The organism is Streptomyces cinnamoneus, from assembly GCF_014650495.1.
Taxonomy (GTDB): domain Bacteria; phylum Actinomycetota; class Actinomycetes; order Streptomycetales; family Streptomycetaceae; genus Streptomyces; species Streptomyces cinnamoneus.
Map to the genome: position 1 here is coordinate 31380 of NZ_BMVB01000023.1, position 23483 is coordinate 54862.

Here is a 23483-nt window from a genome sequence, read left to right on the forward strand (position 1 = left end):
GCTGACCTTCTCGCCAGTCGCCGTACGTCCCCGGCCGCGGTCCCGTACCGTGTCCGGGGACGTACGTTCGTAGCGGACTCTTCAGGGGAGGCGACGTGGGCGCGGACCGGTTCTCCACCGCGACCAGGCTCAAGGCGCTGGGCACGGCGCTGGTGCAGGGGCCCGCGGCGGCCCGCGTCTACCGCGCCGGCCCCCCGCGGCGCAGCCGGCTCACCGGCCGTGCGGCGCTGCTCGCCCTCGTCGTCTGCTCCCTCGTCGTCGCCCTCGCCTACCCCATGCGCCAGTGGGTCACCCAGCGTTCGGACATCGCCGAGCAGCGGCACCGCACCGAGCAGGCGCGCGAGCAGGTCCAGCGGCTGCGCGACGAGAAGGCCCGGCTTGAGGACCCCGCGTACGTGGAGCAGCAGGCGCGCGAGCACCTGCACTTCGTGCGCCCCGGCGAGACCGGCTACACCGTGGTGGACGGCAGCGGCACCGACCGGCCGCGCAGGGACGAGGGCGCCGCCGACCGCCCCTGGTACAGCAACCTCTTCGACGGCGTGGACGGCTCCGACGGCCACCGCTGACCCTGCACATTCTTTGACAAGACCGAGCGAGCACGAGCGAGCACATGGACACCCCTCCTCCGAAGACCGAGCCCACCGAGCCGACCGACGCCGACATCGCCGCGTTCAAGGAGCAGCTGGGGCGCCCGCCGCGCGGGCTGCGCGCCATCGCGCACCGCTGCCCCTGCGGTCAGCCCGACGTCGTCGAGACGGCGCCCCGGCTGCCGGACGGCACGCCGTTCCCGACGACGTACTACCTGACCTGCCCGCGTGCCGCCTCCGCGATCGGCACCCTTGAGGGCTCGGGCCTGATGAAGGAGATGCAGGACCGGCTGGCGACCGACCCGGAGCTGGCCGCCGCCTACCGGGCCGCGCACGAGGACTACCTCGCGCGCCGCGACGCGATCGAGGTGCTGGAGGGCTTCCCGAGCGCCGGCGGCATGCCGGACCGGGTCAAGTGCCTGCACGTGCTGGTCGGGCACTCGCTGGTGGCCGGCCCCGGCGTGAACCCCTTCGGTGACGAGGCGCTGGCGCTGCTGCCGGAGTGGTGGGCCAAGGGCCCGTGCGTGAGCCCCTGCGGCGAGCCGGGCGAGGGGTGCGCATGACGCGCGTCGCCGCCATCGACTGCGGAACGAACTCCATCCGGCTCCTCGTCGCGGACGCCGACCCCGCCACGGGCGAACTCACGGAGCTCGACCGCCGGATGACGATCGTCCGGCTCGGCCAGGGCGTGGACCGCACCGGCCGCCTGGCACCGGAGGCGCTGGAGCGCACCTTCGCCGCGTGCCGGGAGTACGCCGGGGTCGTCAAGGAGCTCGGCGCGGAGCGCCTCCGCTTCGTGGCCACCTCCGCCTCGCGGGACGCCGAGAACCGCGAGGACTTCGTGCGCGGCGTCGTGGAGATCCTGGGCGTGGAGCCCGAGGTGATCAGCGGTGACCAGGAGGCGGAGTTCTCCTTCACCGGCGCCACCAGGGAGCTGGCCGGCCGGGACGACCTGGCCAAGCCCTTCCTCGTGGTGGACATCGGCGGCGGCTCGACGGAGTTCGTCGTCGGCGAGGAGCACGTGCGGGCCGCGCGCAGCGTGGACGTGGGCTGCGTGCGCATGACGGAACGTCACCTGGTGGTGGACGGCGCGGTCACCGACCCGCCGGACCCCGGCCGGATCGCGGCGATACGGGCCGACGTCGAGGCCGCCCTGGACCTCGCCGCGCAGGCCGTGCCGCTGGCCGAGGCCCGCACCCTGGTCGGCCTGGCCGGTTCGGTCACGACCGTCGCGGCGATCGCGCTGGGCCTGCCCGAGTACGACTCGGCCGCCATCCACCACGCGCGCATCCCGCTGGAGCGCGTCCGGGAGATCACCGACGAGCTGATCGCCTCCACCCACGCCGAGCGCGCCGCGATCCCCGTGATGCACCCGGGCCGCGTCGACGTCATCGCCGCCGGGGCGCTCGTCCTGCTGGCCGTGATGGAGCGGACGGGGGCCCGCGAGGTCGTCGTCAGCGAGCACGACATCCTCGACGGGATCGCCTGGAGCATCGCCTGATCCAGGTCCGCCCGGCCACCGCGCCGCACGCCTGGAAGGGGCCGTTCCGGGGCCGGAAAGGGCCCTTCGGACCCCGCCGCCGAGGAATGTTCGTGAAATCCTTCACATGAAAAGGCGGTCCCAGGACCCCGGAAAGAGGGCTTCAGGCCCCCTTCCGGGGCCCATACGGCCTTCGCGACCGGAAACCGTCCAGTATCTGGCGTGTTAAAGAAACGCTTATGCCGATCGCCGGAGGCGGGTGGTCCAGTCGCCGCGCACACCTCAAGGCCAGTTCAGCGGGGGTGATCAACGCCCGGGCGGCCCGCTTGGTTCCATTGCGGCGCTATGGCATGGGTCACGGGGGCGGCGGAGTGTAGCAGACAGGTCCCCGCCCCTTGTGAAGGGGCTCACGAGCACCCCTCCGGTGCGTGCTGGATACTCGAAACATGAGCACCACGGAGCGTCCACGGATCCTCGTAGTAGGCGGTGGGTACGTCGGCCTGTACGCGGCACGCCGCATCCTCAAGAAGATGCGGTTCGGCGAGGCGACCGTCACGGTCGTCGACCCGCGCTCGTACATGACGTACCAGCCCTTCCTTCCTGAAGCAGCCGCCGGCAGCATTTCCCCTCGCCACGTCGTGGTGCCCCTGCGACGCGTGCTTCCGAAGGCGGAGGTGCTCACCGGCCGAGTCACCACGATCGACCAGGACCGCAAGGTGGCCACGATCGCGCCGCTCGTCGGCGAGGCGTACGAGCTGCCCTTCGACTACCTGGTCATCGCGCTCGGCGCCGTCTCCCGCACCTTCCCGATCCCCGGCCTTGCCGAGAACGGCATCGGCATGAAGGGCATCGAGGAGTCCATCGGCCTGCGCAACCACGTTCTTGAGCAGCTCGACAAGGCCGATTCGACCAAGGACGAGGAGATCCGCCGCAAGGCGCTCACCTTCGTCTTCATCGGCGGTGGCTTCGCGGGCGCGGAGACCATCGGCGAGGTCGAGGACATGGCGCGCGACGCCGCCAAGTACTACCCGAACGTGAAGCGCGAGGACATGCGCTTCATCCTCGTCGACGCCGCCGACAAGATCCTGCCGGAGGTCGGCCCCAAGCTCGGCCAGTACGGCAAGGAGCACCTGGAGGGCCGCGGGGTCGAGATCTACCTCTCGACGTCCATGGACTCCTGCGTCGACGGCCACGTCGTGCTGAAGAACGGCCTTGAGGTCGACTCCAACACCATCGTGTGGACCGCGGGCGTCAAGCCCAACCCGGCGCTGGCCCGCTACGGCCTGCCGCTGGGCCCGCGCGGCCACGTCGACACCTCCGAGACCCTGCAGGTCCAGGGCACCGACTACATCTGGGCCGCGGGCGACAACGCCCAGGTCCCGGACGTCGCCTCCCGCAAGGCCGGCAACGAGAACGCCTGGTGCCCGCCGAACGCCCAGCACGCGCTGCGCCAGGCCAAGGTCCTCGGCGACAACGTGGTCTCCGGGATGCGCGGCTTCCCGCAGAAGACCTACGAGCACTCCAACAAGGGTGCGGTGGCGGGCCTCGGCCTCCACAAGGGCGTGGCGATGATCGTCATGGGCAAGATGAAGATCAAGCTCAAGGGCCGTCTCGCCTGGTACATGCACCGCGGCTACCACGGTATGGCCATGCCGACCTGGAACCGGAAGATCCGCGTCTTCGCGGACTGGACCCTCGGTATGTTCCTCAAGCGCGAGGTCGTCTCCCTGCGTGCCATGGAGAACCCGCGCGAGGAGTTCTACGAGGCCGCCAAGCCGGCTCCCCGGCCCGCCGCCGCGTCCAACGCGGACACGGCGCAGAAGGCCAAGACCTCGTAACCCCGTACAACCCGTAGGGCGTCCACCAATCCGTGGGGTGGGCGCCCTTCGCGTTGCCCGATTCGCCTACCCTGGCCGGGGTAGGACAGCACGGCCTGTTGGTGTTCAGGTGCCGGGGAGAAGGCTCCCTGACACTTCATCATGGAGGTGTGCGACATGGGCGACGCCGCTCGACGGCTCTCCGCACTCGCGGAACAGGCTCTGGGAGCCCCGCTCCCCGTCCGGATCCGCGCCTGGGACCGCAGCGAGTGCGGACCGCCCGGCACCCCCCTCCTCGTCGTCCGGCGCCGCCGGGCCCTGCGCCGCCTGCTGTGGAAGCCCGGGGAGCTCGGCCTGGCCCGCGCCTGGGTCGCCGGCGACCTCGACGTCGAAGGGGACCTCTACGAGGCCCTGGAGCTGCTCGCCGGACACCTGTGGGAGCGCGGCGAGGACACCGGCCGTACCACCGGCCCCACGGTCCTCCTGGCCGCCCTGCGCGACCCCGCCCTGCGCGCCACCGGCGCCGGCCTGCTCCGGCTCGCCCGCCCCTGGCCGCCGCCCGCACCCCCGCGCGAGGAAGCCCGCCCCGCCGGCGGCCCCCTGCACACCGTGCGCCGCGACAAGCAGGCCATCAGCCACCACTACGACGTCGGCAACGCCTTCTACGAGCGCGTCCTGGGCCCCTCGATGGTCTACTCCTGCGCGTACTGGGCCCCCGACTCCACCCTGGAACGGGCCCAGGAGGCCAAGCTCGACGTCGTGTGCCGCAAGCTGGCCCTCACCCCCGGCCGGCGGCTGCTGGACGTCGGCTGCGGCTGGGGCTCGATGGCCCTGCACGCCGCACGCGCGTACGGGGTGAGCGTCGTCGGCGTCACCCTCTCCGAGGAACAGGCCGTCTACGCCCGCAAGCGCGTCGCCGAGGCGGGCCTGACGGACCGTGTGGAGATCCGCGTCCAGGACTACCGCGAGGTCCACGACGGGCCCTTCGACGCCATCTCCTCCATAGGCATGGCCGAGCACGTGGGCTCCGCCCGCTACGCCGAGTACGCCCGCGAGCTGCACACCCTGCTCCGGCCCGGCGGCCGGCTGCTCAACCACCAGATCGCCCGCCGCCCGCTCAAGGACGAGGCGCACTACCGCGTGGACCCGTTCATCGACCGCTACGTCTTCCCCGACGGCGAGCTGGCCCCCGTCGGCCGGACCGTGGCCCAGCTGGAGGAGGCCGGGTTCGAGGTCCGCGACGTGGAGTCGCTGCGCGAGCACTACGCCCTGACCCTGCGCCGCTGGGTGGCTAACCTGGAGGCGCACTGGGACGAGGCCGTGCGCCTCACCTCCCCGGGCCGCGCCCGCGTGTGGCGGCTCTACATGGCCGCCTGCGCCCTGTCCTTCGAGCGCAACCGCATAGGGGTCAACCAGGTGCTGGCCGTGCGCACGCCCGTCTCCGGCGCGTCGGGCCTGCCGCTGCGCACCCGCGACTGGCGCTGAGGAAACACGAAGGGGCCCGGTCCGTACGGACCGGGCCCCTTCGCTTGCCGTCTCTCCTTCGTTGCTACTCCGCCTTGATGGCGGCGAGCATGTTCAGCTTGGCGGCCCGGCGGGCGGGCCACAGCGCGGCCAGCACGCCGACGAAGGCGGCGAGCAGCAGGAAGACGCCCATGCGCTCCCAGGGGAGCACCAGCTCGTAGGTGCTGATGCCCTTCTTGATGAGGTCGCCCGCGGCCCAGCCGAAGAAGACGCCCAGCCCGATGCCCATCACACCGCCGAAGAGCGAGATGATCAGGGACTCCAGGCGCACCATGCGCTTGATGCCCTTGCGGTCCAGGCCGATGGCGCGCAGCATGCCGATCTCCTGCTGGCGCTCGAAGACCGACATCGCCAGGGTGTTGATGACGCCGAGGACGGCGACGACCACGGCCATGGCCAGCAGGCCGTAGAGCATGTTCAGCAGCAGGCCGATGGCCTTGGAGATGCCGTCGGAGATGTCCTGCTTGGTCTGGATCTGGATGGCGGGGTTGTCGCCGAGGGCCTTGGCGAGCGAGTCCTTGACCTTGTCGTCGGCGCCGCCCTTGACCTTGACCATCACCTGGCGGTCGTCGATCTGGCTCTGGTGGGGGGCCAGGGTCTCCTTGTCGACCCAGATGCCGCGCATCAGGTCGTTGCCCTTGTAGACGCCGCCGACCGTCAGCTTGCCCTTCTTGCCGTCCTCGAAGGTGACGTCGAAGGAGGAGCCGAGCTTCCAGTGCTTGGTGCGGGCCATGGCGTCGTCGATGACGACCTTGTCGCCGGAGAGCCCGCTGAAGGAGCCCGACGTGAAGTCGAGGTTCGTCAGCTTGCCCATGGTCGCGCCGTTGACGCCGGTGAGGCTCTGGTGGTCGCCGTCGATGCGGGCCGGGGACGAGCGCAGCGGGCTGGTGGCGGTGACGTCCGGGTGGGCGGAGAGCTTCTTGTCCACATCGGTGGACAGCGGGGTCATGCTCGCCATGGAGACGACGTAGTCGGCCTTCAGGGCGCCCGTGGCCATCTTGTCGATGGCCTGCTGGACGCTGCCGGCGATGACGGTCAGACCGGTGATCAGGGTCAGGCCGATCATCAGCGCGGAGGCGGTGGCGGCGGTGCGGCGCGGGTTGCGGACCGCGTTCTGCCGGGCGAGCTTGCCGGGCATCCCGAAGAGGCGCAGGACCGGCGCCGAGGCGGCGATCACCGGGCGGGACAGCAGCGGCGTCAGCACGAACACACCGATGAGGACCAGGCCCGCGCCCAGACCCATCATGGTCGAGCTGGTGGCTGTCAGGACGAGCGCGGCACCCGCGGCGGTCAGGACGCCGCCGATGGTGTTGCGGACCACCAGGGACTTGGTGGTGGCCACGGCGTGCACGCTGTTCATCGCGGCGACCGGCGGGATCTTCGCGGCGCGGCGGCCGGGCAGCCAGGCGGCGAGCATGGTCACGACGATGCCGACGACGAGCGAGGTGACGACCGTGCTGGGGGCGATCACCAGGGGGCCGTCGGGGACGGTCGCACCGGTGCCGCTGATCAGGGAGCGCAGACCGGCGCCGATGCCGATGCCCGCGCCCAGGCCGGCGACGCCGGCGACGGAGCCGACGACGAACGCCTCGATGAGCACCGAGCGGGTGACCTGGCGGCGGCTGGCGCCGACCGCGCGCATCAGGGCCAGCTCCTTGGTGCGCTGGGCGACCAGCATGGTGAAGGTGTTGGCGATGATGAAGACGCCGACGAAGAGGGATATGCCGGCGAAGACCAGCAGGCTGGTCCGCATGCCGTCCATGCTCTGGGCGATGACCCGGCTCTGCTCGTCCGCGAGCTCCTTGGCGGTGGTGGCCTCGGCGTCCTTGGGCAGGATCTTCTCGATGGACGTCTTGAGGGCGGCCTGGGAGGTACCGGCCGCGGCCTTCACGTCGATCCGGCTGAACTCGCCGGGCTTGGCGTAGAGCTGCTGTGCGGTGGCGGTGTCGAAGAGGGCGAGGCTGCCGCCGGCGGCGACGTTGCCGTCGTCGGTGGTGAAGACGCCGGTGAGCCTCTGCGTCAGGACCGGGCCGTCGACGGACACCCGGACGGTGTCGCCGACCTTGTAGCCCGCGCGCTCGGCGGTCTTGGCGTCGAGGGCGATCTCGCCCGCGCCCTTGGGGGCGCGGCCGCTCTTCAGCGGGTAGCGGGGGTCCTTGCCGCCGCTGCCGGCGTAGTAGTTGGCGCCGGAGGAGTTGAAGCCCTCGCCGACGAGCTTGCCGTCCTTGCCGGCGACGGCGGCGAAGCCGTTGACCGTGCCGGTGGCGGAGGCGGCGCCGGGCACCTTGGCGGCCTGGTCCAGCAGGTGCTGGCTGAGCTGCGGAACGGCGCCCGGGTTGTCCTCCTCGCTGCTCTTGCGGTGGGGCTCGATGGCGACGTCGACGCCGGTGAAGCCCTTTTCGGAGCTCTTCTGGTACGCGTCGGAGATGGTCGAGGTGAAGACCAGGGTGCCGGAGACGAAGGCGACGCCGAGCATGACGGCGAGCACGGTCATCAGCAGCCTGGCCTTGTGCGCGAGCACATTGCGCAGGGCGGTGCGGAACATGAGGTCAGTCCTGAAGATCGAATCCGGCGGTGATCAGCTCGTACGGCCCTTGGCGTCGAACCGCTTCATGCGGTCCAGGACGGCGTCGGCGGTGGGCTCGCGCAGCTCGTCGACGATGCGGCCGTCGGCGAGGAAGACGACGCGGTCGGCGTAGGAGGCGGCGACCGGGTCGTGGGTGACCATGACGACCGTCTGGCCGAGCTCGCGCACCGAGTTGCGCAGGAAGCCGAGGACCTCGGCGCCGGAGCGGGAGTCCAGGTTTCCGGTGGGCTCGTCGGCGAACATGATCTCGGGGCGGCCGGCCAGGGCGCGGGCCACGGCCACGCGCTGCTGCTGGCCGCCGGAGAGCTGGTTCGGGCGGTGCTTGAGGCGGCCGGAGAGGCCGACGGTGTCGACCACCATGTCCAGCCACTGCTTGTCGGGCTTGCGGCCGGCGATGTCCATGGGAAGCGTGATGTTCTCCAGGGCGTTCAGCGTCGGCAGCAGGTTGAACGCCTGGAAGATGAAGCCGATCTTGTCGCGGCGGAGCCGGGTCAGCTTCTTGTCGTTGAGCCCGGTCAGCTCCACGTCGCCGATGCGGGCCGAGCCGCCGGAGACCGAGTCGAGGCCGGCCATGCAGTGCATCAGCGTCGACTTGCCGGAGCCCGAGGGGCCCATGATCGCGGTGAATTCGGCCTGCCGGAACTCCACCGAGACGGCGTCGAGGGCAACCACCTGGGTCTCGCCCTGTCCGTAGACCTTGGTGAGATCCGTGGCGCGGGCTGCCACCGCAGCGGTGCGGACGGCGGCGGGGGCGCCGAAGGGGGTGGTGGTCACGAGGGAGCACTCCTGTCGGACGGTGTTCGGCGGCCGGTTCGCGGACCGCTTCAGGGACTACTCCATGCTCCGGTGTCCGACCCCCCTCCGGGATCCGCCCCAGCTCCGGTCTCCGGGACATGCTCGGGAGGTACACCGAGGGGGCGCCGTCATCCCTGGGTAGGAGATCGCTCCTTACGCAGGGCGACGAGATTGCGACAATTCCGGTTGATGTCGCGAGCGGGGTGGTGAACGGGGGAGATCGGCCTCTGGCATGTGCCAAGGGCGTCATCCCTGCACTGATGGGTACTCAGTTGCCAATAAAATAAGACAACCTCGGGTCAGGGTTCCGCTGTTTGGGGGGCTCTCCCCGGCTAGGCTCGTCTTGCTCTCATCGAGGGGAGGAACGCACACCCGCCTCCCCGCTGTGCTGCCCGAGAGCCCGCCCGGATGGTGGAATGCAGACACGGCGAGCTTAAACCTCGCTGGCCCTTCGGGCCGTGCCGGTTCAAGTCCGGCTCCGGGCACCTCCTTGCCGAGGCTCCGCCGCTCCGGCCTTGACGCTTTCCTGACGTTCCCCCTCCCCTTTTCCGCCCGGCGCGCGGAACCGACCGCCGTTGGTTCGCGTTGTCGGGTACGTGGGCATGGGAAGAAAAGATCGTCCCGAAGCAGGAGAGCCATTCTTTTGCCTACCTATTACCCTTGAGCCCAAGGCCGCGCAGGGTGGCCATGGAGGAGTGAGATGAGGAGCAGCAACCCGGTCTTCTCGCGACGGGGGTTCAGCCGCGACAACAGCGGCTACGCGGGCTTCGGCGCGGGGCCGCAGGCCGGGACCGCGGCCCAGGGCAACCCGTACGCGACCAACCCGTACGCCGACAACCCGTACGCCCAGCCCACCAACCCCTACGCGGCGAACCCGTACGCGCAGGGCGGGCCGGACCTCCAGCAGGGCTACCCGCAGGCGCCCGCGGCCGCGCAGGCCGGCCGGATGACCATCGACGACGTGGTCACGCGCACCGGCATCACGCTGGGCGCCGTGATCGTGACCGCCATCGCCGCGTGGGCGCTGTCGCTGCCCGTCGCGGTCGGCTTCGGCGCCGGCCTCGTGGCGATGGTGCTGGGCCTGGTCCAGTCGTTCAAGCAGAAGCCGTCCCCTGCGCTGATCCTGGCCTACGCGGCCTTCGAGGGCCTCTTCCTCGGCGTGATCAGCAAGGTCTACAACGACGTCGCCTACGGCGCCCCGATGCAGGCGGTGCTCGGCACGATGGCCGTCTTCGCCGGCGTGCTCATCGCCTACCGGGCGCGGATCATCCGGGTGAACCGCCGGTTCACCCGCTTCGTGATCGCCGCCGGTATCGGCTTCCTGCTGCTGATGGTCGCGAACTCCCTGTTCGCCGTCTTCGGCGGCGGCGACGGCCTGGGCTTCCGCAGCGGCGGCCTGGGCGTGGCCATGGGCGTCGTCGGCGTCCTGCTGGGTGCCGCGTACCTGGCGCTGGACTTCAAGCAGATCGAGGACGGCGTCCAGTACGGCGCTCCCCGCGAGGAGTCCTGGCTGGCGGCCTTCGGTCTGACGCTGTCGCTCGTGTGGATCTACACCGAGATCCTCCGGATCATCGCGATCCTGAATAACGACTAGCGGCGCCGGCCGCCGGTCACGGCCGGCGGTCCCGTCCGGACGACGGGGAAGGGCCCGGGAAGGCAATGCCTTCCCGGGCCCTTCCGTTTCTGGCGCGCTACCGAAGCTTCCGAGCGGCCCGTTGGAGGTCGTACTCGTGGACGATCGCCTTTGCGTGGCCGTAAGCGAGATTGTGCTCTCCGCGCAGCCAGCTGACCTTCTCCTCGAAGCGGAAGAGGGAGGGGCCTTCTTCGACCGTGCGCAGCCAGTCGGCTACTTCGCGGCCGGTGCAGTGGGGGATTCGGGAGAGCAGGTTCCGGTGGGTCTCGTCGGAGAAGACGTGGGACATCGGCGCCTCCGGACGCGTCGAATGATGGTCCTTCATGTCACCGTGCCCGAGTGTTCAAGCGTTGGCAACAGTCGGTGGGCGGCGCATAGGCTCAAGGCGTGGATGACGTGACGCCTCTTCTGGCCGCTGTGGACACCTTCGCCGACCGGCTGCGGGCCCTGCCGCAGTCCCGACTGAGCCGTGGGGCGGCCGCGGAAGCGCTGGCCTTGGCGCGAGAGTTGGCCGCCTGGACGCAGCGGATCGAGGAACCGGGGGTTCCGGTGGTGCGGGAGATGCCGGAGGCGGGGATGTTCGCGGTCGCGGACCAAGTGGCGGTGGCCGGTCACGACTTGGCGGAGGCCCTGGTCGCCTCCGGCGACGTCAAGGAGGGCGTGTCCCGGGGCGTCGACCTGGTCGAGGCGGCGGCCCGGCGCTGCGGGCTGTAGCGGGCCGTGGGCCGTCGTACGGCCGCGGCGGGACCCGGGGCCGCGCCGGGGGTGCCCCCGGCCGGGCGGTAAGCCGCCCGGGCTGCGGCAGCTACGGCTACAGCGAGGCGATGACCCGGTCCGCCAGGACGTAGACGGTGCCGGTCTCGCACTGGAAGGTCAGGGCGTAGGCGCCCGAGACGGCGGAGCCGCCCAGGAGGACGGGCGCGTCACCGGCCCGCAGGGCCTCGGCCAGGCGCTCGGCGGTCTCGCGGTGCCCCGGGGTCATGCAGACGGTGGTGCCGTCGGCGAAGACGTAGACGTCGAGCGTGCCCAGCGGACCGGGGCGGACGTCCGCGAGCGGAACGGCGTCGTCGGCCAGCTCGTCCAGACGCTCCACCGTTCGCTCGTGGTCGGTGACGGCCGAGGCGGCGGGGGTGAAGTCGGGGTGGGAGGGGTGGCGTCGGCGGGCGGCTGCCAGCTCCGGGGAGTCCGCGGCCTCCGCCTCCAGGTCCAGGCCGGCGAAGTCGCTCTGGCGCGGCAGGTGGAAACCGCCGTACGGGCCCTCGGCGAGGGGCTCCAGAAGAGAGGGGGCGTCGGCCTCCTGCGCGGCCCAGAACGCCCGGGCCTCCGCCAGCTCCCGCTCGCGCTCCTCCGCGAGCGCGTCGGCGACGGCGGCACGTATCTCCGCGAGCTCGGCGACCGGGGCGGTGCGGGCATGGGGAACGGCAGCGGGTGCCCCGCGCTCCGCGGCGGCGACGGCCAGGTCGGCGCGCAGGGCCGTGATCTGGCGGCGCAGGGCGCGCGTGCTGTGCAGGGCGGCGACGCCCACGGCCGTGGCGGTGGCAGCGGCCAGCAGCAGGGCAAGGGACATGGCGCTCACTGACGTACTCCCGGTTGCTATGGATCCCCCGAATTCCTACCTCAGGTTCGCGCATGCCTCCGGGCGCCCACAGTGCAAAACGTCATGAAGCGGGCGGGACTTTCGGCCCGGACGTTGCCTCTTCAACCAGTCTGACCTGGGGAAACGAATCTCCCCCGGGACGTTGGTCACATCCTGGGGGAGATTGGGTCACGTTTCGGCAAGGTGGCCGAAGGTTGTCGCCGGCAGTTGCCGGAGGCTCACTTCAGCCGGTCGTCGCCTCCGCTGCGGCTCAGCTCAGCCGCTCGATGACCATCGCCATGCCCTGGCCGCCGCCCACGCACATCGTCTCCAGGCCGAACTGCTTGTCGTGGAACTGCAGCGAGTTGATCAGCGTGCCCGTGATCCGGGCGCCGGTCATGCCGAACGGGTGGCCGACCGCGATCGCGCCGCCGTTGACGTTCAGCTTGTCGATGTCGACGCCCAGGTCCCGGTAGGACGGGATGACCTGTGCGGCGAACGCCTCGTTGATCTCGACCAGGTCGATGTCGTCGATGGTCAGCCCCGCCCGCCGCAGCGCCTGCTTGCTGGCCTCCACCGGGCCGTAGCCCATGATCTCCGGCGACAGCGCCGAGACGCCCGTGGAGACGATGCGCGCCAGCGGGGTCAGGCCCAGCTCGCGGGCCTTCGTGTCGGACATGATCACCAGGGCGGCGGCACCGTCGTTCAGCGGGCAGCAGTTGGCCGCCGTGATCAGGCCGTCGGGGCGGAACGCCGGCTTCAGGCCCTGGACGCCCTCCAGGGTGACGCCCGCGCGGGGGCCGTCGTCCTGGGAGACGACCGTGCCGTCGGGGAGCGTCACCGGAGTGATCTCGCGTGCCCAGAAGCCGTTGGCGATGGCCTGCTCGGCGAGGTTCTGCGACCGCACGCCGAACTCGTCCATCTCCTCGCGGGTGACGCCCTTGAGGCGGGCCAGGTTCTCCGCGGTCTGGCCCATCGCGATGTAGGCGTCCGGCACCAGGCCGTCCTCGCGCGGGTCGTGCCAGCCCTCGCCGCCCTGCTCGGCGCGGGCGGCCGTGCGGGCCTCGGCGTCGGCGAAGAGCGGGTTGTGGGTGCCGGGCATGCCGTCGGAGGAGCCGTTGACCGAGCGCGAGACCGTCTCCACGCCCGCGGAGATGAAGACGTCGCCCTCGCCCGCCTTGATCGCGTGCAGCGCCATCCGGGAGGTCTGCAGCGACGAGGCGCAGTAGCGGGTGATGGTGGTGGCGGGCAGGTGGTCCATGCCCATCTGCACGGCCACGATGCGGCCCAGGTTGTGGCCCTGCTCGCCGCCGGGGAGGCCACAGCCGAGCATCAGGTCGTCGATCTCGCGCGGGTCGAGCCCGGGCACCTTCGCGAGGGCGGCCTGGATGATCGTGGCGGTGAGGTCGTCGGGCCGCAGCTCCTTGAGGGACCCCTTGAAGGCGCGACCGATGGGGGAGCGGGCGGTTGAGACGATCACGGCTTCGGGCATCACGGCTCCAGGGGGCGCGAGTAAGCAGGACTGCACCGGAAGTTACCCGCAAGTACGCTTGCGGTCACGGCCTCCTCCCTGTGACGCGGACCTCTTTCTGCAGCCTGCCACTCCGGCCACCCGGCGGGCCAGCACCGACCGGTGCCGGGTCGACGCCGGCTGGTCCGGTCTGTGCCGGGTCGATGCCGGTCGACGCCGGCCGGTGTCGGCCGGTGTCGGCCGATGCTGGCTGGGCCGGTCTGCGCCGGGTCGACGCTGGTCAGTGCCGGTCGACGCCGGCTGGTCCGGTCAGTGCCGGGGTGATGCCGGCCGACGCCGGTCTGGTCGGTCAGTGCCCGGTCGACGCCGGCTGGGCCCTGTGCCGGGTCGACGCCGGTCGGTGCCCGGCCGATGCCGGCTGGTCCGGTCTGCGCCGGGTCGACGTCGGCCGACGCCGGTCTGGGCGGTCAGTGCCGGGTCGGTGCCGGCCGACGCCGGTCAGTGCTCGTCCGCGCCGGTTCGGCAGGCAGTCGGTGCCGGCCGGGCTCCGGCGGTCAGTACCCCTCGGTGCTGGGTTGTGGCCCCGGGGCCACGTCCGCCGGTACCGGCAGGCGCCGCCGGCGGCGGCGCTTGAGGAGGGCCCACCGGCCCCGCCCCGTCGGCGTGACCTCGGTGCCGCCCTCGGCCGCGGCCTCCGCCGCCGCCCGGGCCACCGGCAGGATGCCCTCGCGGCGGGCCGCGTCCGGCCGCTCGTCCTCCGGCCACAGGCCCAGCGCCGCGCACAGCGTGGGCAGCACGGCCATCGCGGCGGTGGCGTAGCCCTCGGCGGACGGGTGGTAGTTGTCCGGGCCGAACAGCTCGCGGGGGTTCGCCGCGAACTCGGGGCCCAGCAGGTCGCCCAGCGAGACCGTGCGGCCGCCCGCCTCCAGCACCCCTATCGTCTGGGCCGCCGCCAGCTGGCGGCTCAGCCGCCGCGCCAGCCAGCGCAGCGGCTGGTAGACCGGCTCGATCGTGCCCAGGTCGGGGCAGGTGCCCACGACGACCTCGCAGCCGGCACCCCGCAGCCTGCGCACCGCCTCCGACAGCAGCCGCACGGAGCGGGCGTAGGGCACCCGGTGGGTGACGTCGTTGGCGCCGATCATGATCACGCAGACGTCGGGGACGCGGTCCGGCCCCGCGAGGATCTGGGCGACCTGCCGCTCCAGGTCGTAGGACTGGGCACCGGGCAGCGCCACGTTGCGCAGCTCCACCGGCCGTTCGGCGACCGCCGCGAGCCCTGAGGCCAGCAGCGCCCCGGGCGTCTGCCGGGGGCGGTGCACGCCCTGGCCGGCGGCGGTGGAGTCGCCGAGGACGCCCAGCAGCAGGGGCTCCCGCCCCAGCCGGTGCACGAACGCCGAGCCGTAGCGGCCGTCGGCGTGCGGCGGCGCCTCGTTGTGCCCGCCGACCACCCGGCGGGCCAGCGCCACCTCGGTGAGCAGGAGGCCCAGTGCCGCCCCGCCCAGCAGGCCCGCCCCGCCGCCCCCGTACGCCGCCGCGGCCGCGATCCGCCGCGCGACCCTCGCCCTCTGCATGGACATAGGCCGGCCTCCCTCGGCGCTCTCGAAACTCATGAATGAGCCGATTTGCAAATTCTTCATCGAAGGTTCACGAAACGCGTGCACCCTTGTCCCGGCGTGCTATCAGCAGGGTGCCCCGGTCTTCACCGCACGCAACGCGCCACTAGTGCAGTCGGGCGCGCAATAGGCTGGACTTACGGGTACGCGACGACCGCTAGTGCCCCCGACCGCGGAGATCACCGTGCAGTATCACGATTCGATGATTGAGCTCGTTGGCAACACCCCGCTCGTCAAGCTCAACAGCGTGACCGAAGGCATCCAGGCGACCGTCCTTGCCAAGGTCGAGTACTTCAACCCTGGCGGATCCGTCAAGGACCGTATCGCTGTGCGGATGATCGAGGCAGCGGAGAAGTCGGGGGAGCTCAAGCCCGGTGGCACGATCGTGGAGCCGACGTCCGGCAACACGGGCGTGGGCCTGGCGATCGTGGCCCAGCAGAAGGGCTACAAGTGCATCTTCGTCTGCCCGGACAAGGTCTCCCAGGACAAGATCAACGTGCTGCGGGCGTACGGCGCCGAGGTCGTGGTCTGCCCGACCGCCGTGGATCCCGAACACCCCGATTCCTACTACAACGTCTCCGACCGGCTGGTGCAGGAGACGCCCAACGCCTGGAAGCCGGACCAGTACAGCAACCCCAACAACCCGCTGTCGCACTACTACTCCACCGGTCCGGAGCTCTGGGAGCAGACCGAGGGGAAGATCACCCACTTCGTGGCGGGCGTCGGCACCGGCGGCACCATCAGCGGCACCGGCCGCTACCTCAAGGAGGTCAGCGACGGCCGGGTGAAGGTCATCGGCTCCGACCCCGAGGGCTCGGTGTACAGCGGCGGTTCCGGCCGTCCGTACCTGATCGAGGGCGTCGGTGAGGACTTCTGGCCGTCCGCCTACGACGGCACGGTCACCGACGAGATCATCGCGGTCTCCGACAAGGACGCCTTCCAGATGACCCGCCGCCTCGCCCGCGAGGAGGGCCTGCTGGTCGGCGGTTCCTGCGGCATGGCGGTCGTCAGCGCGCTGGAGGTCGCCAAGCGGCTCGGCCCGGACGACGTGGTCGTCGTCCTGCTGCCCGACAGCGGCCGCGGCTACCTGAGCAAGATCTTCAACGACGAGTGGATGGCGGACTACGGCTTCCTGGAGGAGGCCGGCGACGCCGCCCGCGTCGGCGACGTGCTGCGCCGCAAGGACGGCGGCCTGCCCTCGCTGGTGCACATGCACCCCGAGGAGACCGTGGGCGAGGCCATCGAGGTGCTGCGCGAGTACGGCGTCTCGCAGATGCCGATCGTGAAGCCGGGTGCGGGCCACCCCGACGTGATGGCCGCCGAGGTCATCGGTTCGGTCGTCGAACGCGACCTGCTGGACGCGCTGTTCGCGCAGCGCGCCTCGCTCGACGACCCGCTGGAGAAGCACATGAGCCTGCCGCTGCCGCAGGTCGGCTCCGGTGAGCCGGTCGCGGACCTGATGGCCGTGCTGGGCGACGCCGACGCGGCGATCGTGCTGGTCGAGGGCAAGCCGACGGGCGTGGTGAGCCGTCAGGACCTGCTCGCCTTCCTCGCCGAGGGCGGCAACGGCGGAACGAAGTAGTCCGCAGGCGGCGTTACGCCACCGGCCGCCGCGCGGCGCACGTGACGCAACTCCCGTGAACCGCACCATCCCTGACGGTGCGCAAACGGCACGAGTGCGTCACGTGCGCGCAGCACGCGCTTAACACGGGCCCGCCATAGTGAGGGATGCCGGGCAGGGGAATCCCCCGGGCCGGCATCCCGATGCGGCGGCAGGTCTTCCGGAGCGGCTCCCGGACTTCCACGGCCGTCCGGACGCGGACCCCGGCCCTCACCCGGATCCGGCCCGCGTCCCGCGGGGACCGCCGCCGTCCCGACCCCGGCTCCGGCCAGGGGTGCGGCGGCCCCCGCCGCATCCGGCACCCGGGCGGGGACGGGCCGTCAGTCCCGTTCCGCGCCCTCCGTGCGGGCCCCGCGCAGCCAGGGCAGACCCCCGGCCGCATGGGCGACGTTCACGCCCACGATCCCCGCCCAGGTCACCAGCAGCCCCGGCAGCTGGGCGTTGACCACGCCGATCGCCGACAGGGGCACCGCGAGCACCAAGGAGACCGCGGCGAAGCCGAAGCGCTCGCCGAAGGTGCCCGGGCCCGGGCCGCCGGCCCCACCCGACGCCGCGCCGCGGGCGGCGCTCATCCGCTGCTCCGCCAGGTGCCGGCGCACCTGCCGGTCCGCCGCCGCGTCCACCTTCTGCTCCATGCGCACCTCCACCTTCTCCAGGAAGGAGTCGATGAGCTCCGGCTCGTACTCCTCGCCCAGCTCCTTGCGGGTCTGCAGCGTCGCGTCGAGGTCCTTCTTCATGTCCGGGTCACGGGCCGTCATGCCGTCGACGGTACGGTCGCCGGGGGCCCCGCGTCGCTGGGGCCAGCCCCCCTGTCCCCCGTAGGGGATCCCCCGGACGTCCCTCGACGGCCCGGGAGTTCCGTGGAAGGAGCAGTCCATGACCACCGCACCGCTGCTGTCGTCCCTCGCCGCCCCGGACGCCGCCGACCGCCCCGACGCCCTGACGTTCGCCGGACGGTCCTGCTCGCGCGAGGAACTCCTCGGGGCGGCGGGGGCGGTGGCCGCGAGGATCGCCGGGGCCGCGTCCGTGGCCGTGCGGGCCGAGGCCGCGCCGGAGACCGTCGCCGCCGTCGTCGGCGGGCTGCTCGCCGGGGTGCCCGTCGTGCCGCTGCCGCCGGACGCCGGCCCCGCCGAGCGCGAGCACATCCTGCGCGACTCCGGAGCCGAGCTGGTCCTGGGCGAGGACGTGCCGGTGGACCTGCGGGAGCGCGGCTCGTGGTCCGCGCCCGAGGCGGACCCGGAGGCGACCGCGTTCGTCCTGTACACCTCGGGCACCACCGGGGCCCCCAAGGGCGCGCTGATCCCCCGTGGGGCCGTCGCGGCGTGCCTGGACGGGCTCGCGGAGGCATGGCAGTGGACGGCCGGGGACACCCTCGTGCACGGGCTGCCGCTCTTCCACGTCCACGGCCTCGTCCTCGGCGTGCTGGGTGCGCTGCGCACCGGCTGCCGCCTCGTGCACACCGGCCGCCCCACGCCCGAGGCGTACGCGGCGGCCGGCGGCAGCCTGTACTTCGGCGTGCCGACCGTGTGGTCCCGCGTCGTGCGGGAGCCCTCCGCCGCGCGGGCGCTCGCCGGGGCGCGGCTGCTGGTATCGGGCAGCGCCGCCCTGCCCGCGCCCGTCTTCCGCGATCTGGAGGCCCTCACCGGGCAGCGGCCCGTCGAGCGCTACGGCATGACCGAGACCCTGATCACCGTCTCCGCCCGGGCCGACGGCGAGCGCCGCCCGGGCACGGTCGGGCTGCCGCTGCCGGGCGTACGGACGCGGCTGGCCGCCACCGGCGGGGAGGACGGCATCGGCGAGCTGGAGGTCTCCGGTCCCACGCTGTTCGCCGGATACCTGGGCCGCCCGGAGGCCACGGCGGACGCCTGCACGGCCGACGGCTGGTTCCGCACGGGCGACATCGCGGCGATCGACGCGGACGGCACGCACCGCATCGTGGGCCGCGCCTCCACCGACCTGATCAAGTCCGGCGGCTACCGCATCGGCGCGGGCGAGGTGGAGAACGCGCTGCTGGACCACCCGGCCGTCAGCGAGGCCGCCGTCGTCGGGGTGGCCCACGAGGACCTGGGGCAGGAGATCGTCGCCTATGTGGTGGCCGACGGGGTCGGCGAGCAGGCCCTGATCGACTTCGTGGCGGGTCACCTCTCCGTGCACAAGCGGCCGCGCCGCATCCGTTTCCTGGACGCTTTGCCGCGCAACGCCATGGGCAAGCCGCAGAAGAAGCTCCTGCCGCCGTTGTGACGGCGCACCGCCGCTCCCCGTACCCTGCATAATTTCATGCAGGGTACGGGTGGAATGAATGACCGAGGAGGGTCATGAGCGAGACCGGCAGCGAACCGGAAGCCATCGCACGGCTGCAGAAGCTCTTCGAGGGCCAGCGGCTGACGCCCACCCAGCGCCGCATCGCCCACTGCATGGTGCGGCGCGCCGCCGACGCGCCCTTCCTCTCCAGCGTGGAGCTCGCCGAACTCGCCGGCGTCAGCCAGCCGTCGGTGACCCGCTTCGCCGTCGCCCTCGGCTTCGACGGCTACCCCGCGCTGCGCCGCCACCTGCGCGACGTGGTCCCGGCCGCCGAGGCGCCGTCGGAGAGCTCGTACAACGAGTACCAGCAGGCCGTCCACGCCGAGATCGACAACCTGCGCCACCTCGCCTCCCTGCTCGCCGACCCCGCTCCCGTCGCCCGGGCCGGCCGGCTGCTGGCCGCCTCCCGCCCGCTGCCCGTCCTCGGCCTGCGGGCCGCCGGCGCACAGGCCGCGGGCTTCGCCTACTTCGCCCGCAAGGTCCACCCCGACGTGCGGCTGCTCGACGAGGGCGGCACGCTCCTCGTCGACCGCATCGACGCCGCCGTCCGCGCGGGCGCGAGCGCCCTGCTGTGCTTCGCGCTGCCGCGCCACCCGCGGGAGGTCGTCGAGGGCCTGGAGTACGCGCGGGGCGCCGGCCTGACGGTCGTCACGGTCGCCGACTCCACCTTCGCTCCGGTCGCCCGCCACAGCGACCTCCTGCTGCCGGCCGCCGTCGGCACCGGCCTCGCCTTCGACACGGCCTGCGCCCCGATGCTGCTGGGGCGGGTGCTGCTGGAGGCGATGTGCGACGCGCTGCCGGATGCCCAGGCCCGCCTGGAGGAGTTCGACGCCAAGGCGGCCGCACGGGGGCTGTTCGTGGAGTGAGGGCCGGCCGGCCGCCTCAGCGGGCGTACCGCATCTCCGGGAAGCGGGCGGACGGCCCGTCCAGCAGGTGGTCGTCCGTGCCGCGCAGGAAGCGGTCCAGGAACGACGCCACATAGGCCCGCGTGGCGACGGTCGCCCGCTGCGGGGGGACCGTTCCGATGCCCCGCCGCACCGTCTCCCACGGCACCGCCCGCTGCTGCGCGAGCTGCGGCAGCAGCGGCGAGGCGTCGGTGTACGAGCCGTGCTGAGAGCCCGTCAGCGTGACGTTGCCGCGCCAGCCGCGCGCGTGCTGCCACAGGGCCTTCCACGAGGGCTGCCGGCCGTACTCGCCGGAGTCCTCGGCGTCCGTCCCCATGAGCAGGAACGGCCGGTCCACGCCGTCGCGTGCCGCGGCGCCCAGCCGGTCGGCGACGTCACCCTCCCCGGGGTACTCCATCGTGCCGTCCATGTTGACGGCGGCCGAGATGCGCCGGTCGTCGTGGAGGGCCTCCAGGGCGGTGAAGCCGCCCGCCGAGTGACCCACCATGCCCACGTGGCGCAGGTCCATCGCGTCCGCCAGGCCGCGCGGCAGCACCGGCCGGTGCACCCGGCCGCCCAGGGTGTCCAGCACGAAGCGGGTGTCGTCCACCCGCGCCTTCATCGCCGTGCGCAGCACCGCGGCGGCGTCGGTGCCGGGCTGCTCGGCGAGCGCCGGCAGGACCGACGGCACGAGCCGCCCGCCGGGCAGGGCCACTTCGGAGGAGTCGTGGGTGTGGTCCACCGTGACGACCACGTAGCCGCGCGAGGCCAGGTCCTCCACCAGCGAGGTGTTCCAGGTGCGCGGGTCGCCCAGGCCGGCCGAGTACAGCACGACCGGGTGCGGCCCGCCGCCCCGCACGGCGGGAGCGTCCACGCGCGCGTGCGTGCGCGTGCCGGCCCAGTCGGCCGCCCCGGCCGGCACGCCGTAGCCACGGTGGCCCGCGCCGTCCGAGGAGCCGAAGTGGGTGGCCGCCCGTTCCTCCATGTGGGGTGCGGTGGGCCGTCCGGCGTGCGCTTCCGCACGGTCGGCCGGGTACCAGAAGCTCACCATCACCTCGCGGGGGCCGCGCTCCAGACGCCATGGGTCCTTGCGTGCGGTGTCGACCAGGTGCCGGGTCGTGGTGCCCACGGCGTACGGGCCGGTGGGGGCCGACAGCCGGACGGGGGCGCCCTCGGCGCCGGCGCCGGCGGCGTCGGCCCGGGGAGCGAAGGCGCTCATCAGGCCGGTCAGCGCCAGCGCTCCCGCCGCAAGCAGTGCCCGCCGCCTCAGTCCCCGCTCGTCGACCGGCATTCCGGCTCCTCCCGTCGCTCGGCTGATGGTGCGACGACCTTAGGGGCCGACGAGACGCGGATACGACATACGCAGGCGCCAACGTGCCGGTGATACCTGGGTATGACCTCCGTGACCCGGTGACGCCCGAGCGGTTCTCAGCCGCTCCTCAGATTCGTTGGCTAGCGTGCCGGGGCGAGACGCGAAACGAGGAGGTCTGACGTGGGGCGCGGAGCATATGCGCTGGCGCGGGTCGCCGTGATCGTACGGGCGCCGGCCGTCCGGCTGTGGTGGCTGGGCGTGCTGGGCGCGGGCATCGGAACGCTGGTGCCGGGACTCACCGGACGCCGTACCGGCCTGGTGGCCGGGGCGGCACTGTTCGTCGTCGCGGCCGCCGCGGCCTTCGGCGCGCGCCGCAGACGGTACGGGGAGCTGGCGCGCGGCGCCTCGCGCGCGGGCCGCTCGGTCTTCCTGCAGGACCGTGCGGTGACCGTCCGCGCCTGGCGGCGCGCCCGCGGCTGGTGGCTGGCGGCCGCCTTCCTGGCCGCGGTCGGCTCCTCCTTCGCGGTGCCGGCCGCGGCGGGGCTGGCCCTGGCCGGGCTCGGCGCCGGCCTGTGGGCGAAGGCCCTGTGGCTGGGCGGCCTGGAGCGGCGGTGCGGGCACCTGCTGTGGGTGCGGACGGAGTGGGCGCAGGGCAGCCCCGCCGCTACGTCCGTGCCCGGCTACCTGACCACCGGGCTCGCGGCGGGCGACGCCCTGCCGGGCGGAGCGAAGCGCCGGGGCGGTACGACGCCCCCGGGCGGGGTCGCGGTCAGCGCAGCGCGCTGAGGTCCGCGGCGTGCGCGCCGCCGCCGCTCTCGGCGACGAGCTCGTCGAGGGTCTGCGGCGGCCGCACCGTCGCGAAGCGCACGCCCGGCCGGGACGACTCCCGCGGGTGCGCGTCCTGTTGGTGCACGGCATAGCCGTAAACCCCGGGCCGGGGGAGCGTGTTGTACGCGTAGTGGTGCGCGAAGTAGTACGCGCCGGTGTCGAGCAGGGCGACGTGGTCGCCGGCGTCGATGCGCGGCAGGAGACGGTTCGCCGCGGCCAGGTCGCCCGCGAAACAGCACGGCCCGGCGACGTCCTGCGGCAGCGGGTCCGTCTCCTTCGGCCTGCCCTCGGCGTCGAACACCGCCACCCGCAGCGGCCACGCCTCGGGGGCGAACACCGTCCGCACCGCCACCTGCGCGCCCGCATGGGTCACCGCGATCCGCCGGCCGCCCGCCGACTTGGTGTACTCCACGCGGGCCAGGATCGTCCCGCTCTTGGCCAGCAGCGACCGGCCGAACTCCGTCACCAGGCGGTAGTCGCCGGCGAACAGCCCCGGCACGGCCGCCGCGAGCACCCGTGCGTAGTCGGCATGGGTGGGCGTGGCCTCGTCGGACGCGAAGTTGACGGGCAGTCCGCCGCCGACGTCGATCGTGTCGACCTGCCGGCCGCCGCCGGCGGCCCGGCGCGCCCGGTTGACCTCCTCGGCCAGCCCGTGGATCTCCCGCACCCCGGCGGCCATCAGCTCCAGCGGGCATCCCTGCGAGCCGACGTGGGCGTGGATGCGGGTGAGCCAGGGCCGTTCGGCATACGCGCGCAGCAGCCAGGCGCGCGCCCCCTCGTCCCGCAGCGCGACCCCGAACTTGGAGGTCGCGGTGGCCGTGCTGAGCGCCCCGATGGTGCCGCCGCCCACCTGGGGGTTCACCCTCACTCCGATCGGCGAGGCGCTCGGCCTCCCGGCGAGGAGGACGTCCAGCCGGGCCAGCTCCTCCCTGCTGTCGGCGTTCACGGCGATCCCGGAGGCCAGCGCCTCGCGCAGTTCGGCGGTGGTCTTCGCCGGCGAGTCCAGCACGGTGCGCCCGGGCGGCACCCCGGCCGCGCGGGCCAGCGCCAGCTCCCCGGGGCTCGCGACCTCGGCGCCCAGTCCCTCGTCGGCGAGCAGTCGCAGCACCGGCACCAGCGGCGCCGCCTTCACCGCGAAGGCGTGCAGCACGTCCACACCCGCCGCCGTCTGCGCGAACGCCGTCCGCAGCGCCTGTGCGGCTTCCCGGATCCCCCGCACGTCCAGCAGCCCCACCACGGGCCGGTGCGCGGTGACGATCCCCTGCCGCACCGCGGCCCGCACGGCCGCCGCCCTCCGGGCGGCGCTCCCGGCGCCGCCGCCGTCCTGCTCGCCGTCGCCCTGGCCCATGTGCCCACTCCACCACTGCGGCCTGCCGTGCGCCATGGGTCCGCACCGGCTCGCCCGAGCCTGTTGACTAGCGCTATTCAGCGGCCCAGACTGTGCAGTGTTCTAT

Annotated in this window: 20 protein-coding genes and 1 tRNA gene; 12 read left to right on the plus strand and 9 right to left on the minus strand. The window is 72.8% G+C overall.

Annotation, left to right across the window (positions count from 1 at the left end):
- The first annotated feature begins 95 nt into the window (after positions 1-95).
- The 5 genes from IE182_RS25580 to IE182_RS25600 all read left to right on the plus strand — a co-directional run bounded on the left by IE182_RS25580 (position 96) and on the right by IE182_RS25600 (position 5369).
- Positions 96-566, plus strand: a complete 471-nt coding sequence (locus IE182_RS25580; protein ID WP_190112287.1) for an FtsB family cell division protein — start codon at positions 96-98, stop codon at positions 564-566.
- A 44-nt stretch (positions 567-610) separates the two neighbouring features.
- A complete protein-coding gene (locus IE182_RS25585; RefSeq protein WP_190112288.1) occupies positions 611-1150 on the plus strand; it encodes a DUF501 domain-containing protein in 540 nt (179 codons plus the stop codon).
- Positions 1147-2088, plus strand: coding sequence for a Ppx/GppA phosphatase family protein (locus IE182_RS25590; RefSeq protein WP_190112289.1), 942 nt, complete (start codon positions 1147-1149; stop codon positions 2086-2088). Before IE182_RS25585 ends, IE182_RS25590 begins: the two co-directional genes overlap by 4 nt.
- Before the next feature lie 425 nt (positions 2089-2513).
- Complete coding sequence (locus IE182_RS25595; protein WP_190112290.1) at positions 2514-3905, plus strand: NAD(P)/FAD-dependent oxidoreductase; 1392 nt, start codon at positions 2514-2516, stop codon at positions 3903-3905.
- A 156-nt stretch (positions 3906-4061) separates the two neighbouring features.
- Entirely contained in the window at positions 4062-5369 is a 1308-nt protein-coding gene (locus tag IE182_RS25600) for an SAM-dependent methyltransferase (protein WP_190112291.1), read from the plus strand.
- Between the two features lie 64 nt (positions 5370-5433).
- On the opposite strand, the gene IE182_RS25605 is transcribed toward IE182_RS25600, so the two are convergent.
- Positions 5434-7953, minus strand: a complete 2520-nt coding sequence (locus IE182_RS25605) for an ABC transporter permease (RefSeq protein WP_190112292.1) — start codon at positions 7951-7953, stop codon at positions 5434-5436.
- Between the two features lie 33 nt (positions 7954-7986).
- The gene (locus IE182_RS25610) at positions 7987-8769 is read right to left on the minus strand and encodes an ABC transporter ATP-binding protein (protein ID WP_190112293.1); all 783 of its coding nucleotides are present in this window, start codon (positions 8767-8769) and stop codon (positions 7987-7989) included.
- A gap of 423 nt (positions 8770-9192) precedes the next feature.
- On the opposite strand from IE182_RS25610, the gene IE182_RS25615 reads away from it, so the two are divergent.
- Together IE182_RS25615 and IE182_RS25620 are read left to right on the plus strand one after the other, a co-directional pair.
- A tRNA-Leu gene (locus IE182_RS25615) sits at positions 9193-9275 on the plus strand.
- Positions 9276-9490: 215 nt separating this feature from the next.
- Positions 9491-10384, plus strand: coding sequence for a Bax inhibitor-1/YccA family protein (locus IE182_RS25620; protein WP_190112294.1), 894 nt, complete (start codon positions 9491-9493; stop codon positions 10382-10384).
- Positions 10385-10481: 97 nt separating this feature from the next.
- On the opposite strand, the gene IE182_RS25625 is transcribed toward IE182_RS25620, so the two are convergent.
- Positions 10482-10712 (minus strand): DUF4287 domain-containing protein, encoded by a 231-nt coding sequence (locus IE182_RS25625; protein WP_190112352.1) that lies wholly within the window; start codon positions 10710-10712, stop codon positions 10482-10484.
- Positions 10713-10810: 98 nt separating this feature from the next.
- On the opposite strand from IE182_RS25625, the gene IE182_RS25630 reads away from it, so the two are divergent.
- The gene (locus IE182_RS25630; protein WP_190112295.1) at positions 10811-11137 is read left to right on the plus strand and encodes a hypothetical protein; all 327 of its coding nucleotides are present in this window, start codon (positions 10811-10813) and stop codon (positions 11135-11137) included.
- Between the two features lie 97 nt (positions 11138-11234).
- Here IE182_RS25630 and IE182_RS25635 read toward each other — a convergent pair whose 3' ends face one another.
- From IE182_RS25635 to IE182_RS25645, 3 genes are all read right to left on the minus strand, one after another.
- The gene (locus tag IE182_RS25635) at positions 11235-11999 is read right to left on the minus strand and encodes a hypothetical protein (RefSeq protein WP_190112296.1); all 765 of its coding nucleotides are present in this window, start codon (positions 11997-11999) and stop codon (positions 11235-11237) included.
- 271 nt (positions 12000-12270) lie between these two features.
- The gene (locus IE182_RS25640) at positions 12271-13491 is read right to left on the minus strand and encodes an acetyl-CoA C-acetyltransferase (protein WP_190112297.1); all 1221 of its coding nucleotides are present in this window, start codon (positions 13489-13491) and stop codon (positions 12271-12273) included.
- Between the two features lie 533 nt (positions 13492-14024).
- Entirely contained in the window at positions 14025-15047 is a 1023-nt protein-coding gene (locus IE182_RS25645; protein WP_190112298.1) for an SGNH/GDSL hydrolase family protein, read from the minus strand.
- 220 nt (positions 15048-15267) lie between these two features.
- Between IE182_RS25645 and IE182_RS25650 the strand changes: the two genes are divergently transcribed.
- Positions 15268-16665, plus strand: a complete 1398-nt coding sequence (locus IE182_RS25650; protein WP_190112299.1) for a cystathionine beta-synthase — start codon at positions 15268-15270, stop codon at positions 16663-16665.
- A 359-nt stretch (positions 16666-17024) separates the two neighbouring features.
- Here the strand turns inward: IE182_RS25650 and IE182_RS25655 are convergent, their stop codons facing one another.
- Positions 17025-17462: a hypothetical protein gene (locus IE182_RS25655; RefSeq protein WP_190112300.1), complete on the minus strand. Its 438-nt coding sequence runs from the start codon at positions 17460-17462 to the stop codon at positions 17025-17027.
- Between the two features lie 118 nt (positions 17463-17580).
- Here IE182_RS25655 and IE182_RS25660 point away from each other — a divergent pair, with 118 nt between their 5' ends.
- Both IE182_RS25660 and IE182_RS25665 read left to right on the plus strand, forming a co-directional pair.
- Complete coding sequence (locus tag IE182_RS25660; protein WP_190112301.1) at positions 17581-18945, plus strand: acyl-CoA synthetase; 1365 nt, start codon at positions 17581-17583, stop codon at positions 18943-18945.
- A gap of 74 nt (positions 18946-19019) precedes the next feature.
- Positions 19020-19871 carry a MurR/RpiR family transcriptional regulator gene (locus tag IE182_RS25665; RefSeq protein ID WP_190112302.1) on the plus strand — a complete coding sequence of 284 codons (852 nt, stop codon included), beginning with the start codon at positions 19020-19022 and terminating at the stop codon, positions 19869-19871.
- Positions 19872-19887: 16 nt separating this feature from the next.
- Here the strand turns inward: IE182_RS25665 and IE182_RS25670 are convergent, their stop codons facing one another.
- Positions 19888-21180 (minus strand): alpha/beta hydrolase family protein, encoded by a 1293-nt coding sequence (locus tag IE182_RS25670; RefSeq protein ID WP_190112303.1) that lies wholly within the window; start codon positions 21178-21180, stop codon positions 19888-19890.
- 201 nt (positions 21181-21381) lie between these two features.
- Between IE182_RS25670 and IE182_RS25675 the strand changes: the two genes are divergently transcribed.
- Positions 21382-21987, plus strand: a complete 606-nt coding sequence (locus IE182_RS25675; protein WP_190112304.1) for a hypothetical protein — start codon at positions 21382-21384, stop codon at positions 21985-21987.
- Here IE182_RS25675 and IE182_RS25680 read toward each other — a convergent pair.
- On the minus strand, positions 21971-23377 hold the full coding sequence (locus tag IE182_RS25680) for a type III PLP-dependent enzyme domain-containing protein (protein ID WP_190112305.1): 1407 nt from the start codon (positions 23375-23377) through the stop codon (positions 21971-21973). The two genes, IE182_RS25675 and IE182_RS25680, sit on opposite strands and share 17 nt — an antisense overlap.
- Positions 23378-23483: the final 106 nt, after the last annotated feature.